Below are 15552 nucleotides of genomic sequence, written 5' to 3'. Positions count from 1 at the left end.
TTATAAATGTTGTGGGTTTTGCTTTGACTTAAAAGTGTTTAAGCCGATGCGGAAACATAAAAAAGCCCCAAAAATGGGGCTTTTTTATGCAAATAATTTGAGCCTAAAGGCTAAAATTATTGAGCAGCAGCAGCTTGAGCAGCAGCAACTTCGTCAGCGAAGCTCATTTCTGCTTTCTTCTCAATGCCTTCGCCTACTTCAAAGCGAACGAATTGAGCAACAACAGTACCAGTCGCTTTCAATACGTCAGCAACTTTTTTGTCATTGTCTATTACATACATTTGACGCTCAAGAACCACTTCGTTCAAGTATTTCTCTACTGAACCAGTTACCATCTTCTCAACGATGTTTGCTGGCTTGCCAGATTCGATCGCTTTCGCTTCAGCAATTTCTTTTTCTTTCGCGATAAGATCTGCAGAAACTTGGTCAGCTGTAACGGCAACTGGGTTGAATGCAGCAACATGCATTGCAATGCCTTTACCTGTGTCAGCATCACCAGTGTAAGAAACAACAACACCGATTTTTAAACCGTGTTTGTAAACTGCAAGGTTTTCACCTTCAACAATTGACGCGCGGCGAACTTGGATGTTTTCACCGATTTTTTGAACAAGCGCAATACGCGCTTCTTCTACAGTGTGGCCATCTTCAAGTTGCAATTCAGCAATTTGAGCAGCATCAGTTACGCCAGCAGCAAGTGCAGCAGCAGCAACTTTTGCAGAGAAACCAGCAAAGTTTTCGTCTTTAGCAACGAAGTCAGTTTGGCAGTTTACTTCTAAAAGAATAGCTTTGTTGCCTTCTTGAGCGATAGTAATCGCGCCGTCAGCCGCAATGTTGCCTGCTTTTTTAGCAGCTTTTGCTTGACCAGATTTACGAAGGTTGTCAATCGCTAATTCGATGTCACCGCCCGCTTCTGTCAATGCTTTTTTACATTCCATCATTGCCAAACCAGTACGGTCGCGCAATTCTTTAACCATGCTTGCTGTAACTGCAGTCATGTCAATCTCCTAAATTCGGTAGAAAATGAATTCTTTTTAGAACAGAAACGGCCCAGAGGATTCTCATGGGCCGTCTGCATACATGACGCTTACATTGCCACCATCACATGTCGCAAAAATGACAAGCTTGCGTCAAACGCATTAAGCCTCTGGAGCTTCTTTAACGTCTTCAGCTTTTGCTTGCGCATTTGCTTGTGATTGAGCGTATTCTTTACCAGCAATAATCGCATCAGCCATAGCAGAAGCATAAAGAGTAACTGCACGGATCGCATCATCGTTACCCGGAATAACGTAGTCTACGTTGTCTGGGTTAGAGTTTGTATCAACGATACCGATTACAGGAATACCAAGGTTTTTAGCTTCTTTAATTGCAATTGCTTCGTGATCAACATCGATTACGAATAATGCATCAGGTAAACCACCCATGTTTTTAACGCCGCCTAAAGCGCGTTCAAGTTTTTCCATCTCACGAGTACGCTCTAAAGCTTCACGTTTAGTCAGCTTAGCGAAAGTGCCATCTTGAGATTGAGTTTGAAGGTCTTTAAGACGGTTGATTGACTGACGAAGAGTTTTCCAGTTAGTCAACATACCACCCAACCAGCGGTGATCAACGTATGGTTGACCTGCGCGTTGAGCTTGTTCACGGATGATGTTAGAAGCAGCACGTTTAGTACCAACGAACAAAACTTTGTTCTTTTTGCTAGCCAAGTTGTTAGCAAAGTTCAAAGCATCATTTAACGCAGGAACAGTGTGTTCAAGGTTAATGATGTGAATTTTGTTGCGCGCGCCGAAGATGTATTCGCGCATTTTTGGATTCCAAAAACGTGTTTGGTGACCGAAGTGAGCGCCTGCTTGAAGAAGGTCGCGCATGCTTACGTTGTAATCTGCCATTTTCTTTACCTTAAAGTTTGGGTTAGGCCTCCATATATCCGCATTCTCCACCCCAAAGGGCACCCAGAGAAATGTGTCGATATATGTGCGGATTTTATTGCCCCATCGCACAAAGCTCGTGAAATTTATTCACGAAAAAGCATTTGATAAAATGGGCGGCTATTTATACCATAGTCACATACAAATTTCCAAAAGTTTTTAGAGATCATGAACCGTACTTACGAAGCTCCCCGCCGTTTAATAAAAACTCCAGACGAAATTGAAAAAATGCGTGTCGCTGGACGGCTGGCGGCAGAAGTTTTGGATATGATCAAACCGCATATTGTTCCCGGTGTGACTACCCTTGAACTTGATACGATTTGTCATGACTATATTGTCAATAAACAAGAGGCGATTCCAGCATGTTTAGGTTACGGTGCTGCGCCTGGCCGCCCTGCGTTCCAGCATGTAATCTGCACATCTGTAAACCATGTCGTTTGCCACGGCATTCCGTCTGACAGTAAAGTTTTGAAAAAAGGCGACATCTTGAACATTGATGTCACCGTGATTAAAGATGGCTATCACGGCGATACCAATATGATGTACATCGTAGGCGGTGAAACTTCAATCCTGGCAAACCGTTTATGCAAAGTGGCTCAAGAAGCTATGTACCGCGGCATGGAAGTGGTTAAACCAGGCGCAACCATTGGCGATATTGGCCATGCCATTCAACAATATGTCGAATCAGAGCGTTTTGGTGTCGTGCGTGAATATTGCGGCCACGGTATTGGCACAGTATTCCATGATGAACCGCAAGTCTTACACTACGGCCAGCCTGATACCGGCATGATTTTAGAAGAAGGCATGACCTTTACCATTGAGCCGATGGTCAATGGCGGCGACTGGAAAACTAAATTACTGGGCGATAAATGGACTGTGGTGACGAAAGACCATAGCCTGTCTGCGCAGTATGAACATACGCTGCTGGTCACCAAAAATGGCGTTGAAGTATTAACTGCGCGCCCTGAAGAAGATTTATCACGCTTTCAAAAATAAGCTGAAATAGACGGTAAAAAAAGGCCAGCGCTATGCGGCCTTTTTTTATCATTTAATTTTCGGCCTGTTTTCAATCAAGAATGCTAAATTTATAAATAATGCCTTTTATATCAAAAGAATAAATTCCTCCTATTACTAATTCAGACTAAAGCTTTGTATTTGTAAGGACACTCAAATGTATTTGAATTTTTTTGCAGAGTTTTTTTCATAATGGTGCAATTCATACTCCCCTTTATGCGCCATTTTAGGCTAAGATAATGTGCTTTTTAATTTTTAATCCCTATAAGAAGGAATACTGCCGTGGACGTACGTCTCTCTGATCGTGTAAATGCCATCAAACCGTCCCCAACTCTTGCGGTAACGAACAAAGCAGCTGAATTGAAGGCTGCGGGTAAAAACGTTATTGGTTTGGGCGCTGGCGAACCTGATTTCGACACACCACAACACATCAAAGACGCAGCAATTGCAGCGATTAACAACGGCTTTACCAAATATACAGCTGTTGACGGTACTCCAGGCCTTAAAAAAGCAATTATTGCTAAATTAAAACGCGACAATAATCTTGACTATGCAGCGAACCAAATCTTGGTTTCTTGCGGCGGCAAGCAATCATTCTTCAACTTGGCGCTTGCTTTGTTAAATAAAGGCGATGAAGTAATCATCCCTGCGCCATTCTGGGTAAGCTACCCTGACATGGTAATCATCGCTGAAGGCGTGCCTGTCATTGTGAAATGCGGTGAAGAACAGCGTTTCAAAATCACTCCAGCTCAATTAGAAGCGGCAATCACTGACAAAACTCGTTTAGTGGTTCTAAACAGCCCTTCAAATCCAACTGGCATGATCTACACGAAAGAAGAATTACTCGCTTTAGCTGAAGTTCTTCGTAAATACCCAGAAGTTCTAGTTGCTTCTGACGACATGTACGAACCAATCCGCTGGGAAGACGAATTCTACAACATCGCAACTGTTGCCCCAGACCTTTATGACCGCGTAATCGTTCTGAATGGTGTATCTAAAGCGTATGCAATGACTGGCTGGCGCATCGGCTACGCAGCGGGCCCTGCTAAATTGATTGGCGCAATGAAAAAAATCCAATCTCAATCAACTTCAAACCCAACCTCTATTTCGCAAGTTGCTGCAGAAGCTGCATTGAATGGCCCTCAAGACGTTCTTGAGCCAATGATTGAAGCATTCAAACGCCGTCATGACTTAGTTGTGAAAGGCTTGAATGACATCAATGGCATCACTTGCCTTCCTGCTGACGGCGCATTCTATGCATACGCCAACATCCGCCCATTGATTCGTGCCAAAGGCTTAAAATCTTGCACAGAATTCTCTGCATGGTTATTGGAAGAAACTGGTGTTGCCGTTGTTCCTGGTGATGCATTCGGTCTAGGCGGCTACATGCGCATTTCTTATGCAACTGCTGACGAAGTGCTTGTAGACGCGCTGGCACGTATCAAGAAAGCGGCTGATTCAATCGAAGGCGTAGATGCTGCGATTGCTTCAATTGCTGCTGAAAAATAATTTGATTTAAATATCAAATTTGAAAAACCCGCGAATTTCGCGGGTTTTTTTTGGGTTTAAATTTCACGGCTTAAATTTTTAAAGACTAAATGATTCAGTATTTAAATCTCATGCAGCCCCCAATAAACTTCTGTTTGAGGCGTACAGAAGAATCCTTCGAAAGGATAATTTTCAAGAATTTTGTCAATATTTGATTTAGATGAACATAGAAACGAAAAATGACTATCCCAATGCGTTGCGAAAAGTAATTTATGATCTTCTGTATAATTACAATTATGTGTTTGCTGTGTAAGCAATAACTCATCTATATTATGCAAGCTGGGCTGCTGATAAGAAAACTCATCTACAAGCCAAAGTTTAGAGTATCCTAAAAGTTTTACACTTTTTAGCATCGCATCTGACAAAAAAGGGGAAATTATTCCACAGCTATCATCTGGAATCGCTATTTTTGTTTTCTCATACAGTCCAGCCAATTCAGAAGTGCAGGAACACTCTATACCATTACCTTCACCACTATTTAATTTATTCCATGCCTTATGTATTTGAGAATAATTCTCAAACTTTGTTAATGCAATAACGTCTTTCCACTGCACTATTTTACAGCCATTTCTCAGTTGATCATCATCAAACCAAAATTCATCATTCTCCTGATCTAAATTTAGAGTTATTCCTTTATAAAAGGGATGTAAAACGATATACACCGATTCAAAAACGCCCTGATAATATTCTAAAATCTTTCCATCATAAGGGTAAGAGGCGTAAATTTCAGGAATCAATACATTATTTTCTTTCATGATTTATATCTTCAAATTTTCAATTTCTTTTATATTACCCTTCTTTGCCGAAGCCCAAATCACCAAGCCAATCCCTGCTAAAACAATGACTGCCGACAAAATAATACGCCAGCTCAAAGGTTCACCAATAAACAATGCACCGCCGATAATCGCCAAGCATGGCACAGACAGCTGCACACTGCTGGCCGTCACACGGTCAATCTGCTTCACAATGGCGTACCACAGCACATAAGCGCCGCTGGATGCTAAACCGCCCGACACTATCGCGAGAATCACCCCTCTAGGCTGCACAAAGCTCTGACTGTAAAAAACCAGATAAACCAATCCAACAAAAGGAACAGCCAGCATAAAATTGGCAAGGCTGCTCGCCAATGGATTTTGCATATTTTTGCCTGCGATGCTGTACATCGCCCAACCCAGGCCTGAAAGCACCATCATCGCGGCATAGCCCAAATGAGGCGCTGATGCGCCAGGCAGCAATAAGATGAAAATACCTAAAATGGCAATCGCCAGCCCGATACCGCGGCGCAGATTGATTGTTTCACCATGGCACAGCCCATAGGCCACCATACTGATCTGAACGGTACCAAACAGCAGCAACGCCCCCACACCTGCATCGATATGCACATAAGCCAGTGAAAAAGCCACAATATATAAGGAAAGAAAAAATCCGTTTTTTACACTCCACTCTATTTGGGCTTTCTGTGCAGAACACATATACAGTAAAAACAGCGCTACTGCCCCACTGCACACACGGATTAGGCTGAAACTCATGGGATCAATCTGTTGCTGGGCTAAAGCCAAACGGCACAAAATAGAATTTGCCGCAAATGCCAGCATGGCGATGCAAATTTTAAACAGCATGGTTGAGCATCCTTATTCAACGGCATGCTCTAGGTATATCGAATTCTGCTTATGAAATCTACTATGCTTTTCTACTCACCCTTATTTAAATTACTCATTAGCTTACTTTGCCTGTTATTCAGCCATAAACAGTTCAGCAGCGTATCAATCACTTGAAATCACACTGATTCTGCATATTGCCAAAAGTCTATGCTCTGAGCTTTTTGATACATTTATCTATTTAATTGCTTTGCAAAAAAAATGCTTTAAGCTCTAAAATAGCCACGATAAAGCTTATAGAGGTTTTTACCTGCTCATGCGCTATAAAATTATTGATGTTTATCAAAAAGAAAACTTAAAACACTATATTGCAAAAAGCTTAAAGCCGCGCTCTCCTCAATTTATTATTATTCAAAGTCAGCAAACCCTCTGTCTGAATTTAGACATTATTGATGTCCATCCGCAAACAGCGGTTACGACGTGGGCGACCGGCGAAGAGATTGCCATGAAAATTCTGCGGCAATTTGACTGTTTTGATAAAGCCTATCTCTCCTAATACAGACCAATAAATGTACTGATGAATTCAAATCTGCGCATTGACGCCCGCGGATGAATTTTGTTTAATCAATATCAAGTTCCAAAAAGGAACTATAGATTAAAGAAAGGAAAACAGAATGCATCCCAAAGAAATGACAGGATTACAGCTGCTGCAGGCCATGTGTGACGGAAAAATACCTCCTGCAAGCATCAGTGAAACGATTCCTATGCAGCCATTTGAAGTTGCTGAGGGAAGCATCCGCTTTAAAGCCAAAGCCGACCACCGCCACTTAAATCCGCTGGGCGGCGTGCATGGCGGTTTTGCTGCAACGGTGCTGGATTCAGTCACCGGCTGCGCTGTGCATACGATGCTTGAAGCTGGCGTAGGCTATGGCACCATCGATCTGAATATTAAAATGTGCCGCCCCATCCCGCAAAACAAAGAACTTTTGGCTGTCGGCACACTGATCAATATCAGTAAAAATTTAGGCATTTCAGAAGGGAAGATTATTGATGAAGACGGCAAGCTGTATGCCCATGCCACTGCAACCTGCATGATCATCCGCCCTTAGGCATTGATTGGCGTTATAGCGCTTTGTTTTAACCGAATGTGCAATGCTTGCTGGAATCGTTAACTGGCTGGTTTCAGCGCTAAGCATCCCAGCCAATGGCGGCAAGCGCCTTAAACCGGCTGCTGCAATGGTTTGGCTTGAGGTTTGGGGCGGTTTAAGCTTTTAAAGATGCAGTAAAACTGAAATAAACTACCCACATTTAATGTTTCACACTGTGATGCGTGAATTGACCAAGCCTGAGCAGCGTGCCGGCCAGTGAATAAATTTCCTTCAAGCTTAAATACATAACGGTCAAATTCAGTGACGGGCTTATTTTTATCGCGCAAAATGGTATTGATTAATGGCGTTTTTTTTGTATTTACAATCCATTTATCACTCAGCCATAACTGAAGCAAGTCCCCCAGATAGAGCGGCTGTCTTGCAGCGGGCCATACGTGAATATAGGCATCTTCTACGGGCGTAAAGTACTGTTCTGCGTTCTGCAGAATCGAAAGATACTGAGCTTGATAAGACTGAAGATTTGAAAATAGATAAGAAATAGTCAGCGCATTCATTCGCTTTCTCCTGTTTAGCCATTTTAGTGCTGGCAAGTTGGTTTAAATCCACACCGTCTAAGCTTGCGCTTAAACTCTCTGTTGTTAAATTCAGACTAGCAAGTGGATTTTCCTATTGCAAGGCTTTCTGACTGTAAATTTTAAAAGCAAACGCTTTTGTTTAAATAAAAAGCATATAGTTAAAAAATGCCATAAAGATGACAGTTTTCGCTTGACCCTCGGGGAAATCTCCTTATAATCGCATGCAGATTCTCCAATAGCTCAGTCGGTAGAGCGACGGACTGTTAATCCGCAGGTCCCTGGTTCGAGCCCAGGTTGGAGAGCCAAATTCTAACAGCCCACGCATTATGACGTGGGCTTTTTTATGCTGAATTTCAAACTGCGCTGTATTTACTGTAAAACCGCATTCTCCCTCCAGAAAATTGCCTTCATCATCCGCCTTCAGCTTTGGCTGAACTCGACTCGCCTTGCGTTATGACGGCTTAGCCTCTTAAATGACAGCAACAAATACAGGTTAAGCAGCCAGCTGAAAAGGAATTTCATCGGGTTAATAAAAATAGTGTAAGAACCCCGAAATAATTGATTTTTGATTATTTTTACTCCAGTTGAACGTTAATTCCGTGTTTTTTCAAACTTCTGTCTTGACCTTATGGACAGAGGCGTCTAGAATCCGCTTCAGATTCTCCAATAGCTCAGTCGGTAGAGCGACGGACTGTTAATCCGCAGGTCCCTGGTTCGAGCCCAGGTTGGAGAGCCAAATTCTAAAAGCCCACGCATTATGACGTGGGCTTTTTCTTCGGTATAGCAAAAGTTCCTGTGTTCAATTTAACTCAAATTATTTTTTTTATTATCGGCTGCCTTGCAAGCTTTGCTTTAGTTTGCATTCTGTTTCCCCGGCTTTTTTTCCGTAAGCAGAAATATTTTCCAAAACGCGTTATCACTCCCTTCGAAAGCAAAATGTACACGCGCTTAATCAGCGCTTTTCCGCAGCATCATGTTTTAGCGCAGGTGGCATTCAGCGCACTCATCACCAATCAAAACTATAAAATACGCAATCAGTTCAACCGCAAGGTGACCGACTTTGTGCTGCTGGATAAAGACTGCAGCGTGATCGTGATTATTGAATTGGATGATCCCAGCCACATCGGCAAGGAAAAAGAAGATGCTGAACGGGACGCCATGCTGCAGGAAGCCGGTTACCGTGTGCTGCGCTATACCAGCATCCCCAGCGTGCATAATCTGCAAAAGGATATTTTGTAAAGCGCCTTTGGGGGTTTGGCTTTTCTGCATCTACGTTAATCGCAGCAGCGGGTTAACCCGCCCCATGCAGAACTGCAATAAAAAATCCCAGACGCTTTGTTGCGGCTAGGATTTGGTGCATCAAGTATACAATCAATCTTCAAAAACTTTAGCCTGATGAATCAGCTGCTGGTACACGGCGCCATCCTGGATTTGATTGGCGCTGAGTAACGCCAGTTTGACTAAAAACAGCTCACGCTTTTGTTCAGGCACGGCATCTAAGGTTTCGGCCAGCAGGTCATATACTTTTTCTAAATCTGGAATGCTGATTGCGTTCATACTGCGGCTCCTTCGGCGGCTTGAAGAAATTGTTGAAAGGTTTGGGGAATGGCATTTTCGCGGTAATTGATCCATCGCCCGTTAATATGATGCCCCGGACGAACTAAGTAAATTGCCCCAGCCTCTGCAAAGAAGCGCTCTGCAGCCACGTCCGGCGCAATGGCGACCGTACGGTCTGCACCATCAGCCGTCACGCCATCCAATGCTAAAGCTATGAGCTGCACTGGAATGCCTTGCGTTTTCAGCGCAACAATTTCTGCATGCAATGATGCAGGGAGCTGGCCTTGCTCTGTCAGCGCCAATACTGTGAATTTTCCAGAGATGGCATCATAAAGGAACGAACCATCGGCAAATTTAACATTGGGTATCAGCGCGCCATTTTCTGTCAATTCATTCATTTGCGCATTATCATCATGCTGACTGTTTAGTGGCGAATGCGTATAGGCATGCGGGCGGGATGTGCGCCAATGATACAGCGGACGCACAAATTCATGCGCTAAAGACAAAGACAGCACGGCGTTACGCAGCAGGCGGTAACCTTCCGTCGGCGGCGCCATAAAGCGGGTCGATTTTCCGGCCTCTGCAATAATTTCACGCGCCGCGCCAACCCGGTCACAACTGTAGCTTTCTAAAAGCTTTTCAGGCGCCCAGCCCTTCACGACCGCCGCCATTTTCCACGCCAAATCCTGCGCATCCTGAAAACCGGTATTGGCGCCGCGCACGCCAAAAATCGGCAGCAGATGCGCGGCATCACCGGCGAAAATAATCCGGTTATGCACATAATTATCCAAGGTCAGCGCCCGCGCAGAATACACCGTGCTCCAGTCCATTTCCCATGCTAAATGATCTTTGCCAATCATCTTCAGCTGATCATTGACCGCTTTATGCAGATTTTCCGGCAGTAAAGCTTCTTCTGGAGAAACCGCAGGATCGAGCTGGTAATCAAAGCGCCAAATGCTGTCCGGCTCACGGTGCATCAAAATGGTATTGCCCGGATTCCAGTCAGGAGAGAAATAAGCCAAACGTTCTGTTGGATAGTCCAATTTAATGCGGATATCCGCAATGACAAAACGCCCTTCGTAGCTTGCGCCTTCCATCCGTAGCTTCATGCGCTCACGGATCGGCGAACGGCCGCCATCGGCTGCCACCACCCATTTAGATGTGTGCTGATAAGCGCCTTCCGGCGTTTCAATAGTTAAGGTGACTTGATCATGGGCTTGCTCATGATCCACCACTTTGTTGCCCCAGCGCATTTCAATATTCGGCTGCTGCTGAATTTCTTCCAGCAAAAAATGCTCCAGCCAGTTTTGCTGCAGATTATTCAATGGCGCAAACTGATCATGCTCACTGACCGGCGACGCCATGCGGAAGGCAATTTTCCCCTTATATATAGAATTGCCATGCGTCCACGGCAATGCTTTGGCCATAATGCGCCCCGCTGCGCCTGCCGCCTGCAGAATTTCCATTGAGCGCTTGGTATACACCAGGGCGCGGCTGCCTTCTGACAGCTGCAGTTCCGCAGACATCAAAATGACCTTTACGCCCTGCTTGGCCAGCAGCAATGCGGCGGTCATGCCGATGGGCCCGGCGCCAACAACAGTGACAGTTTGATCATCCGCCGTTTCGGATGCCGCGCCATGATAGTGCTGAAAAACTTGATAATTGTAATACAGTGATTTTCTTGGCTCTGCCGCTGAAAAATGCATCTTGAACTCCTTGTCTTCATTACAATAAATAAATATTTTTAGCCGCTTAACCTGCTGGCTGCAGCGGCATGCTGTCTTTAAGTTGAATCGAATCTTCAGCTGTATGGCTGCGGTATACTTTGCTTCCATTTAAGCCCACGGCATAAAAGCTCAGCAGCAATACAGTTAAAAATGAACAAAGCACCCAGACCATGGTGAATGAACCTGTCTCGGCTGCAATCATTGAAATTGCCGGAACGCCAGCGGCAATACCCAGCGTCTGAAAACGCAGGCAAATGCCGTAAACTTCACCATAATATGCAGGGCCATAGGTTTTGGAGGCCACAACAGCCGGCGTTACCGTGCCTATGCAATTGCCTACCCCCCAAAACATCGCACCCACCAGCCCCAGCATCCACATATCTGCAGAAACGGTAAAAATAAAGGGAATGCAGGTCAGCAATACCGATGCCGCCACCAAAGCAGTCGTTTTAAGCGATCCGAATTTGTCGTACAGCCAGCCCAATGCCACTTTTGCAAAAATCATGATGCCAAGAGTAATCACTAAAAATGTTGCCGCCTGCTCCATGCCAAAAGTATTTTGCAGATAAACTGGCAGCTGCAGCACAATACCCCCGCCGACAAAACCCACCAAAAATTGAGCCGCCAGCATCGACCAGAAAAAAGGCTTTTTCTTTAATACGGCAGGCACCAAATGCACCAGTGCAGTTTGATTTCCCGGCACGGACTGTTTCAGCGCCTGCTCTGCGCCATATGCTTTTAAGCCCATGCTTTCCGGACTGTCTTTGATGATAAAGACAATCAACACGGCTCCTGCCGCAAACATGATCGCCGCCACCGTCTGATAAGCAAAAGCCAGACTGAAATGCTGAATGCAGTAGGTAATATATTTACTGAGCGCCATGCCAAAGAATGCGCTGCCCGAAAGCGCAATGCTCATCGCCAAGCCTTTCTTTTCTGCAAACCAGCGATTCACCAATATATTGGGCGGAATAAAGGTTAAACCTGTAGAAAAAAAACCAAACAGCGCCGCGGTGACATACAGCGCCGCAATGCTGCTGACCATTGAAAATGCGGCATAACTCAGGCAAAAACCGGTTAAGAAAAACAATAAGGCTTTTTGGGTATGCGCCTGCAGGATTTTGCCGACTTTCGGCGAAAACAGCATCACCGTAATATTGATAATGGTTGAGCACAGTGCAAATTGCGTCGCGCTGATGCCCGCCTGCTGGGTGAATGCGTTCAGATAGATATTGAATGTTGTAATGGTCAGCGCAAGGGCTGAACCTGAAACCGCCATCAGCGCCAATACAATCCACCAGCCGTAAAAAAACTGATTTTCCGTTGTCTTCATTTTGCTTTCCCTAGTTCCTTGCATATATTCTGCTCAAGGAAAGCAAAGGCTTAACCTTGAGAGATCAACTCCGTTAAAGCAGATGCTGTTCCTTTTAGCGCTTTAACTTTTTCATTATTAAAATCAATTGGCAGATGCGCATCACTGCCCAATGCCGCGATGGAAAATTCAATTTCCCCGTGGCGGTTAAACACTGGCACACACACCGCATTTACCCCAGCAAGCAAGTCTCCAGAGACTGTCGCTGCGCCCTTGTCACAAATCGCGCGTTTCATCTCCTGAAACTCTTCCCAATTGGCTGGATAGACCTGCTGACCCAAACTTTGGCGCTGCTGCCATTCCTTTTCCAGTAAAGGGCGCACAATGTCTTCTGCCATAAAAGCGGCAAAAGTGCGCCCAGTTGCTGAATTCAGCATCGGCATGACAGAACCGACCCGCGTAATCACCGACACGGGCTGATCAGGTTCAATCCACTGCACTACCAATGGCCCTTGTGACGTCCATTTGCTGATTTGCAGGCCGCAGTTGATTTCACGGTGCAGCGCATGAATCATCGGCTGAGCCGCCTGAATCATATCTGTGCGCTGTATACAGCTCAGCCCTAAACGCCAGGCCTGATCACCAAGCGCATAGCGCCCGTCATCCAGCTGCTTGGCGTAATTCATCCGCACCAGACTCACCACATAGCGGTGAACCTTTGCCGGATGCATCGACAGCTTTTCAGAAAGTTCTTTCAGCATCATCGGCGTACGGTGCGCAATCAGTGCATCCAATACATTTAAGCCGACCTCTAAAGACTGCACCCCGCCTTGTGTTTTTTCTTCAGACATTCGTCTTTTAACTCTCAATTTAATGATCAGTATTTTACGCGAAGCAGTCTGATTAAAAAGCGCTAAACACAAAATTGGCCGCAATAAACTTTTAAGCAATGCTCCTGATCTGTTAATTTTAAAAACTCATAAATTACGCAATTCATAATTAATTTATATATTGCGTAATTTATTAAAATGAGTATGATGAGATTAATCGTAAAAATCAAGGCTTCTAAGACCTTAGGCGTAATTTTTTATAAAACATTTATATTTCAAAGTTTTATAAAAATATGATTTGCAAAATCATCAATTTGCGCAATGCCTGGAACCCCTGATGCTTATTTTTCTCAATGCAAACGTGTCAAATGCATGGATTGCTTTGCTCAGTCAAAAGGAATATAGAAATGACCCGCCCATTGAACTCATTTATAGACGTCGCCCAAAATTCAGATTTTCCAATTCAAAACCTGCCTTATGGCATTTTCAGCAACACTCAAGACGGCGTGCGCCGCGCAGGTACAGCCATCGGCGAATGGGTGCTGGACTTGGCGGCCCTCGAAGCGAATGGCTATTTGAAAATTCATGCTGGCGAAACTTACTTTGCGCAAAGCACATTGAACAAATTCATTGAATCCGGCAAAGCCAACTGGTCTAAAATCCGTGCTGAACTTCAGGAATTGCTGTCTGCAGACAATGCCGAACTGCGCGACAACCCAGCCCTGCGTGAGCAAGTGTTCTTTAAGCAGGCCGATGTCACTTTGCATCTGCCCGTGCACGTGCCTGGCTATACCGATTTTTATTCATCGAAAGAACATGCCACCAATGTCGGCTGCATGTTCCGCGACCCTAAAAATGCCCTGCTGCCGAACTGGTCAGAACTGCCTGTCGGTTATAACGGCCGTGCCAGCTCCGTGATTGTGAGCGGCACAGATATTGTCCGCCCTTCTGGCCAGATCAAACTGCCCAATGCCGACCGTCCGCAGTTTTCTGCCTGCCGCAAACTGGACTTTGAATTGGAAACCGGCTTTATTGTAGGCAAAGCCAACAATTTAGGCGAACCGATTGCCATTGAAAACGCATGGGATCATATCTTTGGCATGGTGCTGTTCAATGACTGGTCTGCACGTGACTTGCAGCAATGGGAATACGTGCCGCTCGGCCCGTTCAATGCCAAAACTTTTGCTTCATCAATCTCGCCTTGGATTGTGACTTTGGAGGCGCTTGAACCTTTCAAAACCCATTCGCCAATCCAAGAGCCGCAGCCGCTGGCTTATTTACGCGAAGACCACAGCAGCAACAGCTATGACATCAATTTATCTGTCGAAATTCAAGCCGATGGCGCAGATCAGGCGGATGTGATTTCCGAAACCAACTTTAAATATATGTACTGGTCGATGGCGCAGCAGCTGACCCACCACACGATTGCCGGCTGCAATGTGCAAGTTGGCGATTTGATGGGCTCTGGCACCATTTCCGGTCCAACGCCTAACTCATATGGTTCACTGCTGGAAATCACCTGGAATGCCACCAAGCCGTTAACACTATCGAATGGCGAAGAACGCAGCTTTATTCAAGATGGCGACACCCTCATTATGAAAGGCTTTTGCGAAAAAGGCGGTTTGCGCATTGGCTTTGGCGAAGTCACAGGCAAAGTGCGCCCTGCCGTTGCATTTCATTTTGCTGAACATGCTGCCGAAGCATCATGCGCATGAAGCTTTACAGTTATTTCCGCAGCTCCGCAGCTTACCGCGTGCGCATTGCGCTGAATCTAAAGCAGCTCAATGCAGAGATAATTCCAGTGCATTTGCTGCATAACGGCGGCGAACAGCACAGCGAAGCTTACCGTGCAGTTAATCCAAGTGAATTGGTTCCTGCTTTGGTGGATGATGATTTCACCCTCACCCAGTCACTCAGCATTTTGGAATATCTGGACGAAAAATTTCCAGCGCATAACATTCTGCCGCAAGACCTGCAGCAGCGTGCGCTTGCCCGTGCATTCAGCCTGAGCATCGCCTGCGACATTCACCCATTAAATAACCTGCGCGTACTGCAGCATTTAACTGGTGAATTGAGCTTAAGCAATGAGCAGAAAAATGCATGGTACACGCATTGGGTCAAAGTGGGCTTTGATGCTTTAGAAGCACAGCTGGTTCATTCCAATGGGCGATTCTGTTTTGGCGACTACCCAACCATTGCTGACTGCTGCCTGATGCCGCAAGTGTATAACGCGCTGCGTTTCAATATTGATTTATCAGCTTACCCCAAAATTCAATCTATATACGCCCACTGCAATGCATTGGATGCATTCCAAAAGGCTGCGCCCGAAGCGCAGTCAGATGCGGCTTAACTGATCA

16 protein-coding genes and 2 tRNA genes are annotated in these 15552 nt (G+C 45.2%); 9 read left to right on the top strand and 9 right to left on the bottom strand.

Annotated elements, in window-relative coordinates:
• Positions 1-116: 116 nt before the first annotated feature.
• Together tsf and rpsB are read right to left on the bottom strand one after the other, a co-directional pair.
• Positions 117-995, bottom strand: coding sequence for a translation elongation factor Ts (gene tsf / locus OKC24_RS11865; RefSeq protein WP_130145012.1), 879 nt, complete (start codon positions 993-995; stop codon positions 117-119).
• 141 nt (positions 996-1136) lie between these two features.
• Entirely contained in the window at positions 1137-1886 is a 750-nt protein-coding gene (rpsB, locus tag OKC24_RS11860; RefSeq protein WP_005011220.1) for a 30S ribosomal protein S2, read from the bottom strand.
• A gap of 207 nt (positions 1887-2093) precedes the next feature.
• Between rpsB and map the strand changes: the two genes are divergently transcribed.
• The gene (gene map, locus OKC24_RS11855; protein ID WP_005011221.1) at positions 2094-2921 is read left to right on the top strand and encodes a type I methionyl aminopeptidase; all 828 of its coding nucleotides are present in this window, start codon (positions 2094-2096) and stop codon (positions 2919-2921) included.
• A gap of 300 nt (positions 2922-3221) precedes the next feature.
• On the top strand, positions 3222-4448 hold the full coding sequence (locus OKC24_RS11850; protein ID WP_005011222.1) for a pyridoxal phosphate-dependent aminotransferase: 1227 nt from the start codon (positions 3222-3224) through the stop codon (positions 4446-4448).
• 101 nt (positions 4449-4549) lie between these two features.
• Here the strand turns inward: OKC24_RS11850 and OKC24_RS11845 are convergent, their stop codons facing one another.
• Both OKC24_RS11845 and OKC24_RS11840 read right to left on the bottom strand, forming a co-directional pair.
• Positions 4550-5242 carry a DUF2711 family protein gene (locus OKC24_RS11845; protein ID WP_130145016.1) on the bottom strand — a complete coding sequence of 231 codons (693 nt, stop codon included), beginning with the start codon at positions 5240-5242 and terminating at the stop codon, positions 4550-4552.
• A 3-nt stretch (positions 5243-5245) separates the two neighbouring features.
• Entirely contained in the window at positions 5246-6106 is an 861-nt protein-coding gene (locus OKC24_RS11840) for a DMT family transporter (RefSeq protein ID WP_130145018.1), read from the bottom strand.
• A gap of 295 nt (positions 6107-6401) precedes the next feature.
• Between OKC24_RS11840 and OKC24_RS11835 the strand changes: the two genes are divergently transcribed.
• Together OKC24_RS11835 and OKC24_RS11830 are read left to right on the top strand one after the other, a co-directional pair.
• Positions 6402-6641 (top strand): hypothetical protein, encoded by a 240-nt coding sequence (locus OKC24_RS11835; protein WP_005011230.1) that lies wholly within the window; start codon positions 6402-6404, stop codon positions 6639-6641.
• A 118-nt stretch (positions 6642-6759) separates the two neighbouring features.
• Positions 6760-7194: a PaaI family thioesterase gene (locus OKC24_RS11830; RefSeq protein ID WP_130145020.1), complete on the top strand. Its 435-nt coding sequence runs from the start codon at positions 6760-6762 to the stop codon at positions 7192-7194.
• A gap of 110 nt (positions 7195-7304) precedes the next feature.
• Here the strand turns inward: OKC24_RS11830 and OKC24_RS11825 are convergent, their stop codons facing one another.
• Positions 7305-7748, bottom strand: a complete 444-nt coding sequence (locus tag OKC24_RS11825; RefSeq protein WP_130145022.1) for a hypothetical protein — start codon at positions 7746-7748, stop codon at positions 7305-7307.
• A 250-nt stretch (positions 7749-7998) separates the two neighbouring features.
• On the opposite strand from OKC24_RS11825, the gene OKC24_RS11820 reads away from it, so the two are divergent.
• The 3 genes from OKC24_RS11820 (at position 7999) to OKC24_RS11810 (ending at position 9008) form a co-directional block, all read left to right on the top strand.
• A tRNA-Asn gene (locus tag OKC24_RS11820) sits at positions 7999-8074 on the top strand.
• 355 nt (positions 8075-8429) lie between these two features.
• Positions 8430-8505, top strand: a tRNA-Asn gene (locus tag OKC24_RS11815).
• Between the two features lie 59 nt (positions 8506-8564).
• Positions 8565-9008 carry a DUF2726 domain-containing protein gene (locus tag OKC24_RS11810; RefSeq protein WP_130145024.1) on the top strand — a complete coding sequence of 148 codons (444 nt, stop codon included), beginning with the start codon at positions 8565-8567 and terminating at the stop codon, positions 9006-9008.
• A 132-nt stretch (positions 9009-9140) separates the two neighbouring features.
• Here the strand turns inward: OKC24_RS11810 and OKC24_RS11805 are convergent, their stop codons facing one another.
• The 4 genes from OKC24_RS11805 to OKC24_RS11790 are packed head-to-tail and all read right to left on the bottom strand — an operon-like array spanning position 9141 to position 13216.
• Positions 9141-9326, bottom strand: a complete 186-nt coding sequence (locus OKC24_RS11805; protein ID WP_005011237.1) for a hypothetical protein — start codon at positions 9324-9326, stop codon at positions 9141-9143.
• On the bottom strand, positions 9323-11032 hold the full coding sequence (locus OKC24_RS11800) for an FAD-dependent monooxygenase (RefSeq protein ID WP_131277010.1): 1710 nt from the start codon (positions 11030-11032) through the stop codon (positions 9323-9325). The genes OKC24_RS11805 and OKC24_RS11800 overlap by 4 nt, the downstream gene beginning before the upstream one ends.
• Positions 11033-11078: 46 nt before the next feature.
• Positions 11079-12386: an MFS transporter gene (locus OKC24_RS11795; protein WP_131277013.1), complete on the bottom strand. Its 1308-nt coding sequence runs from the start codon at positions 12384-12386 to the stop codon at positions 11079-11081.
• A 50-nt stretch (positions 12387-12436) separates the two neighbouring features.
• Positions 12437-13216 carry an IclR family transcriptional regulator gene (locus tag OKC24_RS11790; RefSeq protein WP_130145030.1) on the bottom strand — a complete coding sequence of 260 codons (780 nt, stop codon included), beginning with the start codon at positions 13214-13216 and terminating at the stop codon, positions 12437-12439.
• 386 nt (positions 13217-13602) lie between these two features.
• Here OKC24_RS11790 and fahA point away from each other — a divergent pair, with 386 nt between their 5' ends.
• Together fahA and maiA are read left to right on the top strand one after the other, a co-directional pair.
• On the top strand, positions 13603-14910 hold the full coding sequence (gene fahA, locus OKC24_RS11785) for a fumarylacetoacetase (protein WP_131277016.1): 1308 nt from the start codon (positions 13603-13605) through the stop codon (positions 14908-14910).
• On the top strand, positions 14907-15545 hold the full coding sequence (gene maiA, locus OKC24_RS11780; protein ID WP_131277019.1) for a maleylacetoacetate isomerase: 639 nt from the start codon (positions 14907-14909) through the stop codon (positions 15543-15545). Before fahA ends, maiA begins: the two co-directional genes overlap by 4 nt.
• Positions 15546-15552 lie beyond the last annotated feature (7 nt).

It is taken from the genome of Acinetobacter entericus (genome assembly GCF_026168575.1).
In the GTDB taxonomy this organism is placed as follows: domain Bacteria; phylum Pseudomonadota; class Gammaproteobacteria; order Pseudomonadales; family Moraxellaceae; genus Acinetobacter; species Acinetobacter bouvetii.
Note: the sequence above shows the minus strand (reverse complement) of the source record. Positions and strands in the feature narration are given on the sequence as shown.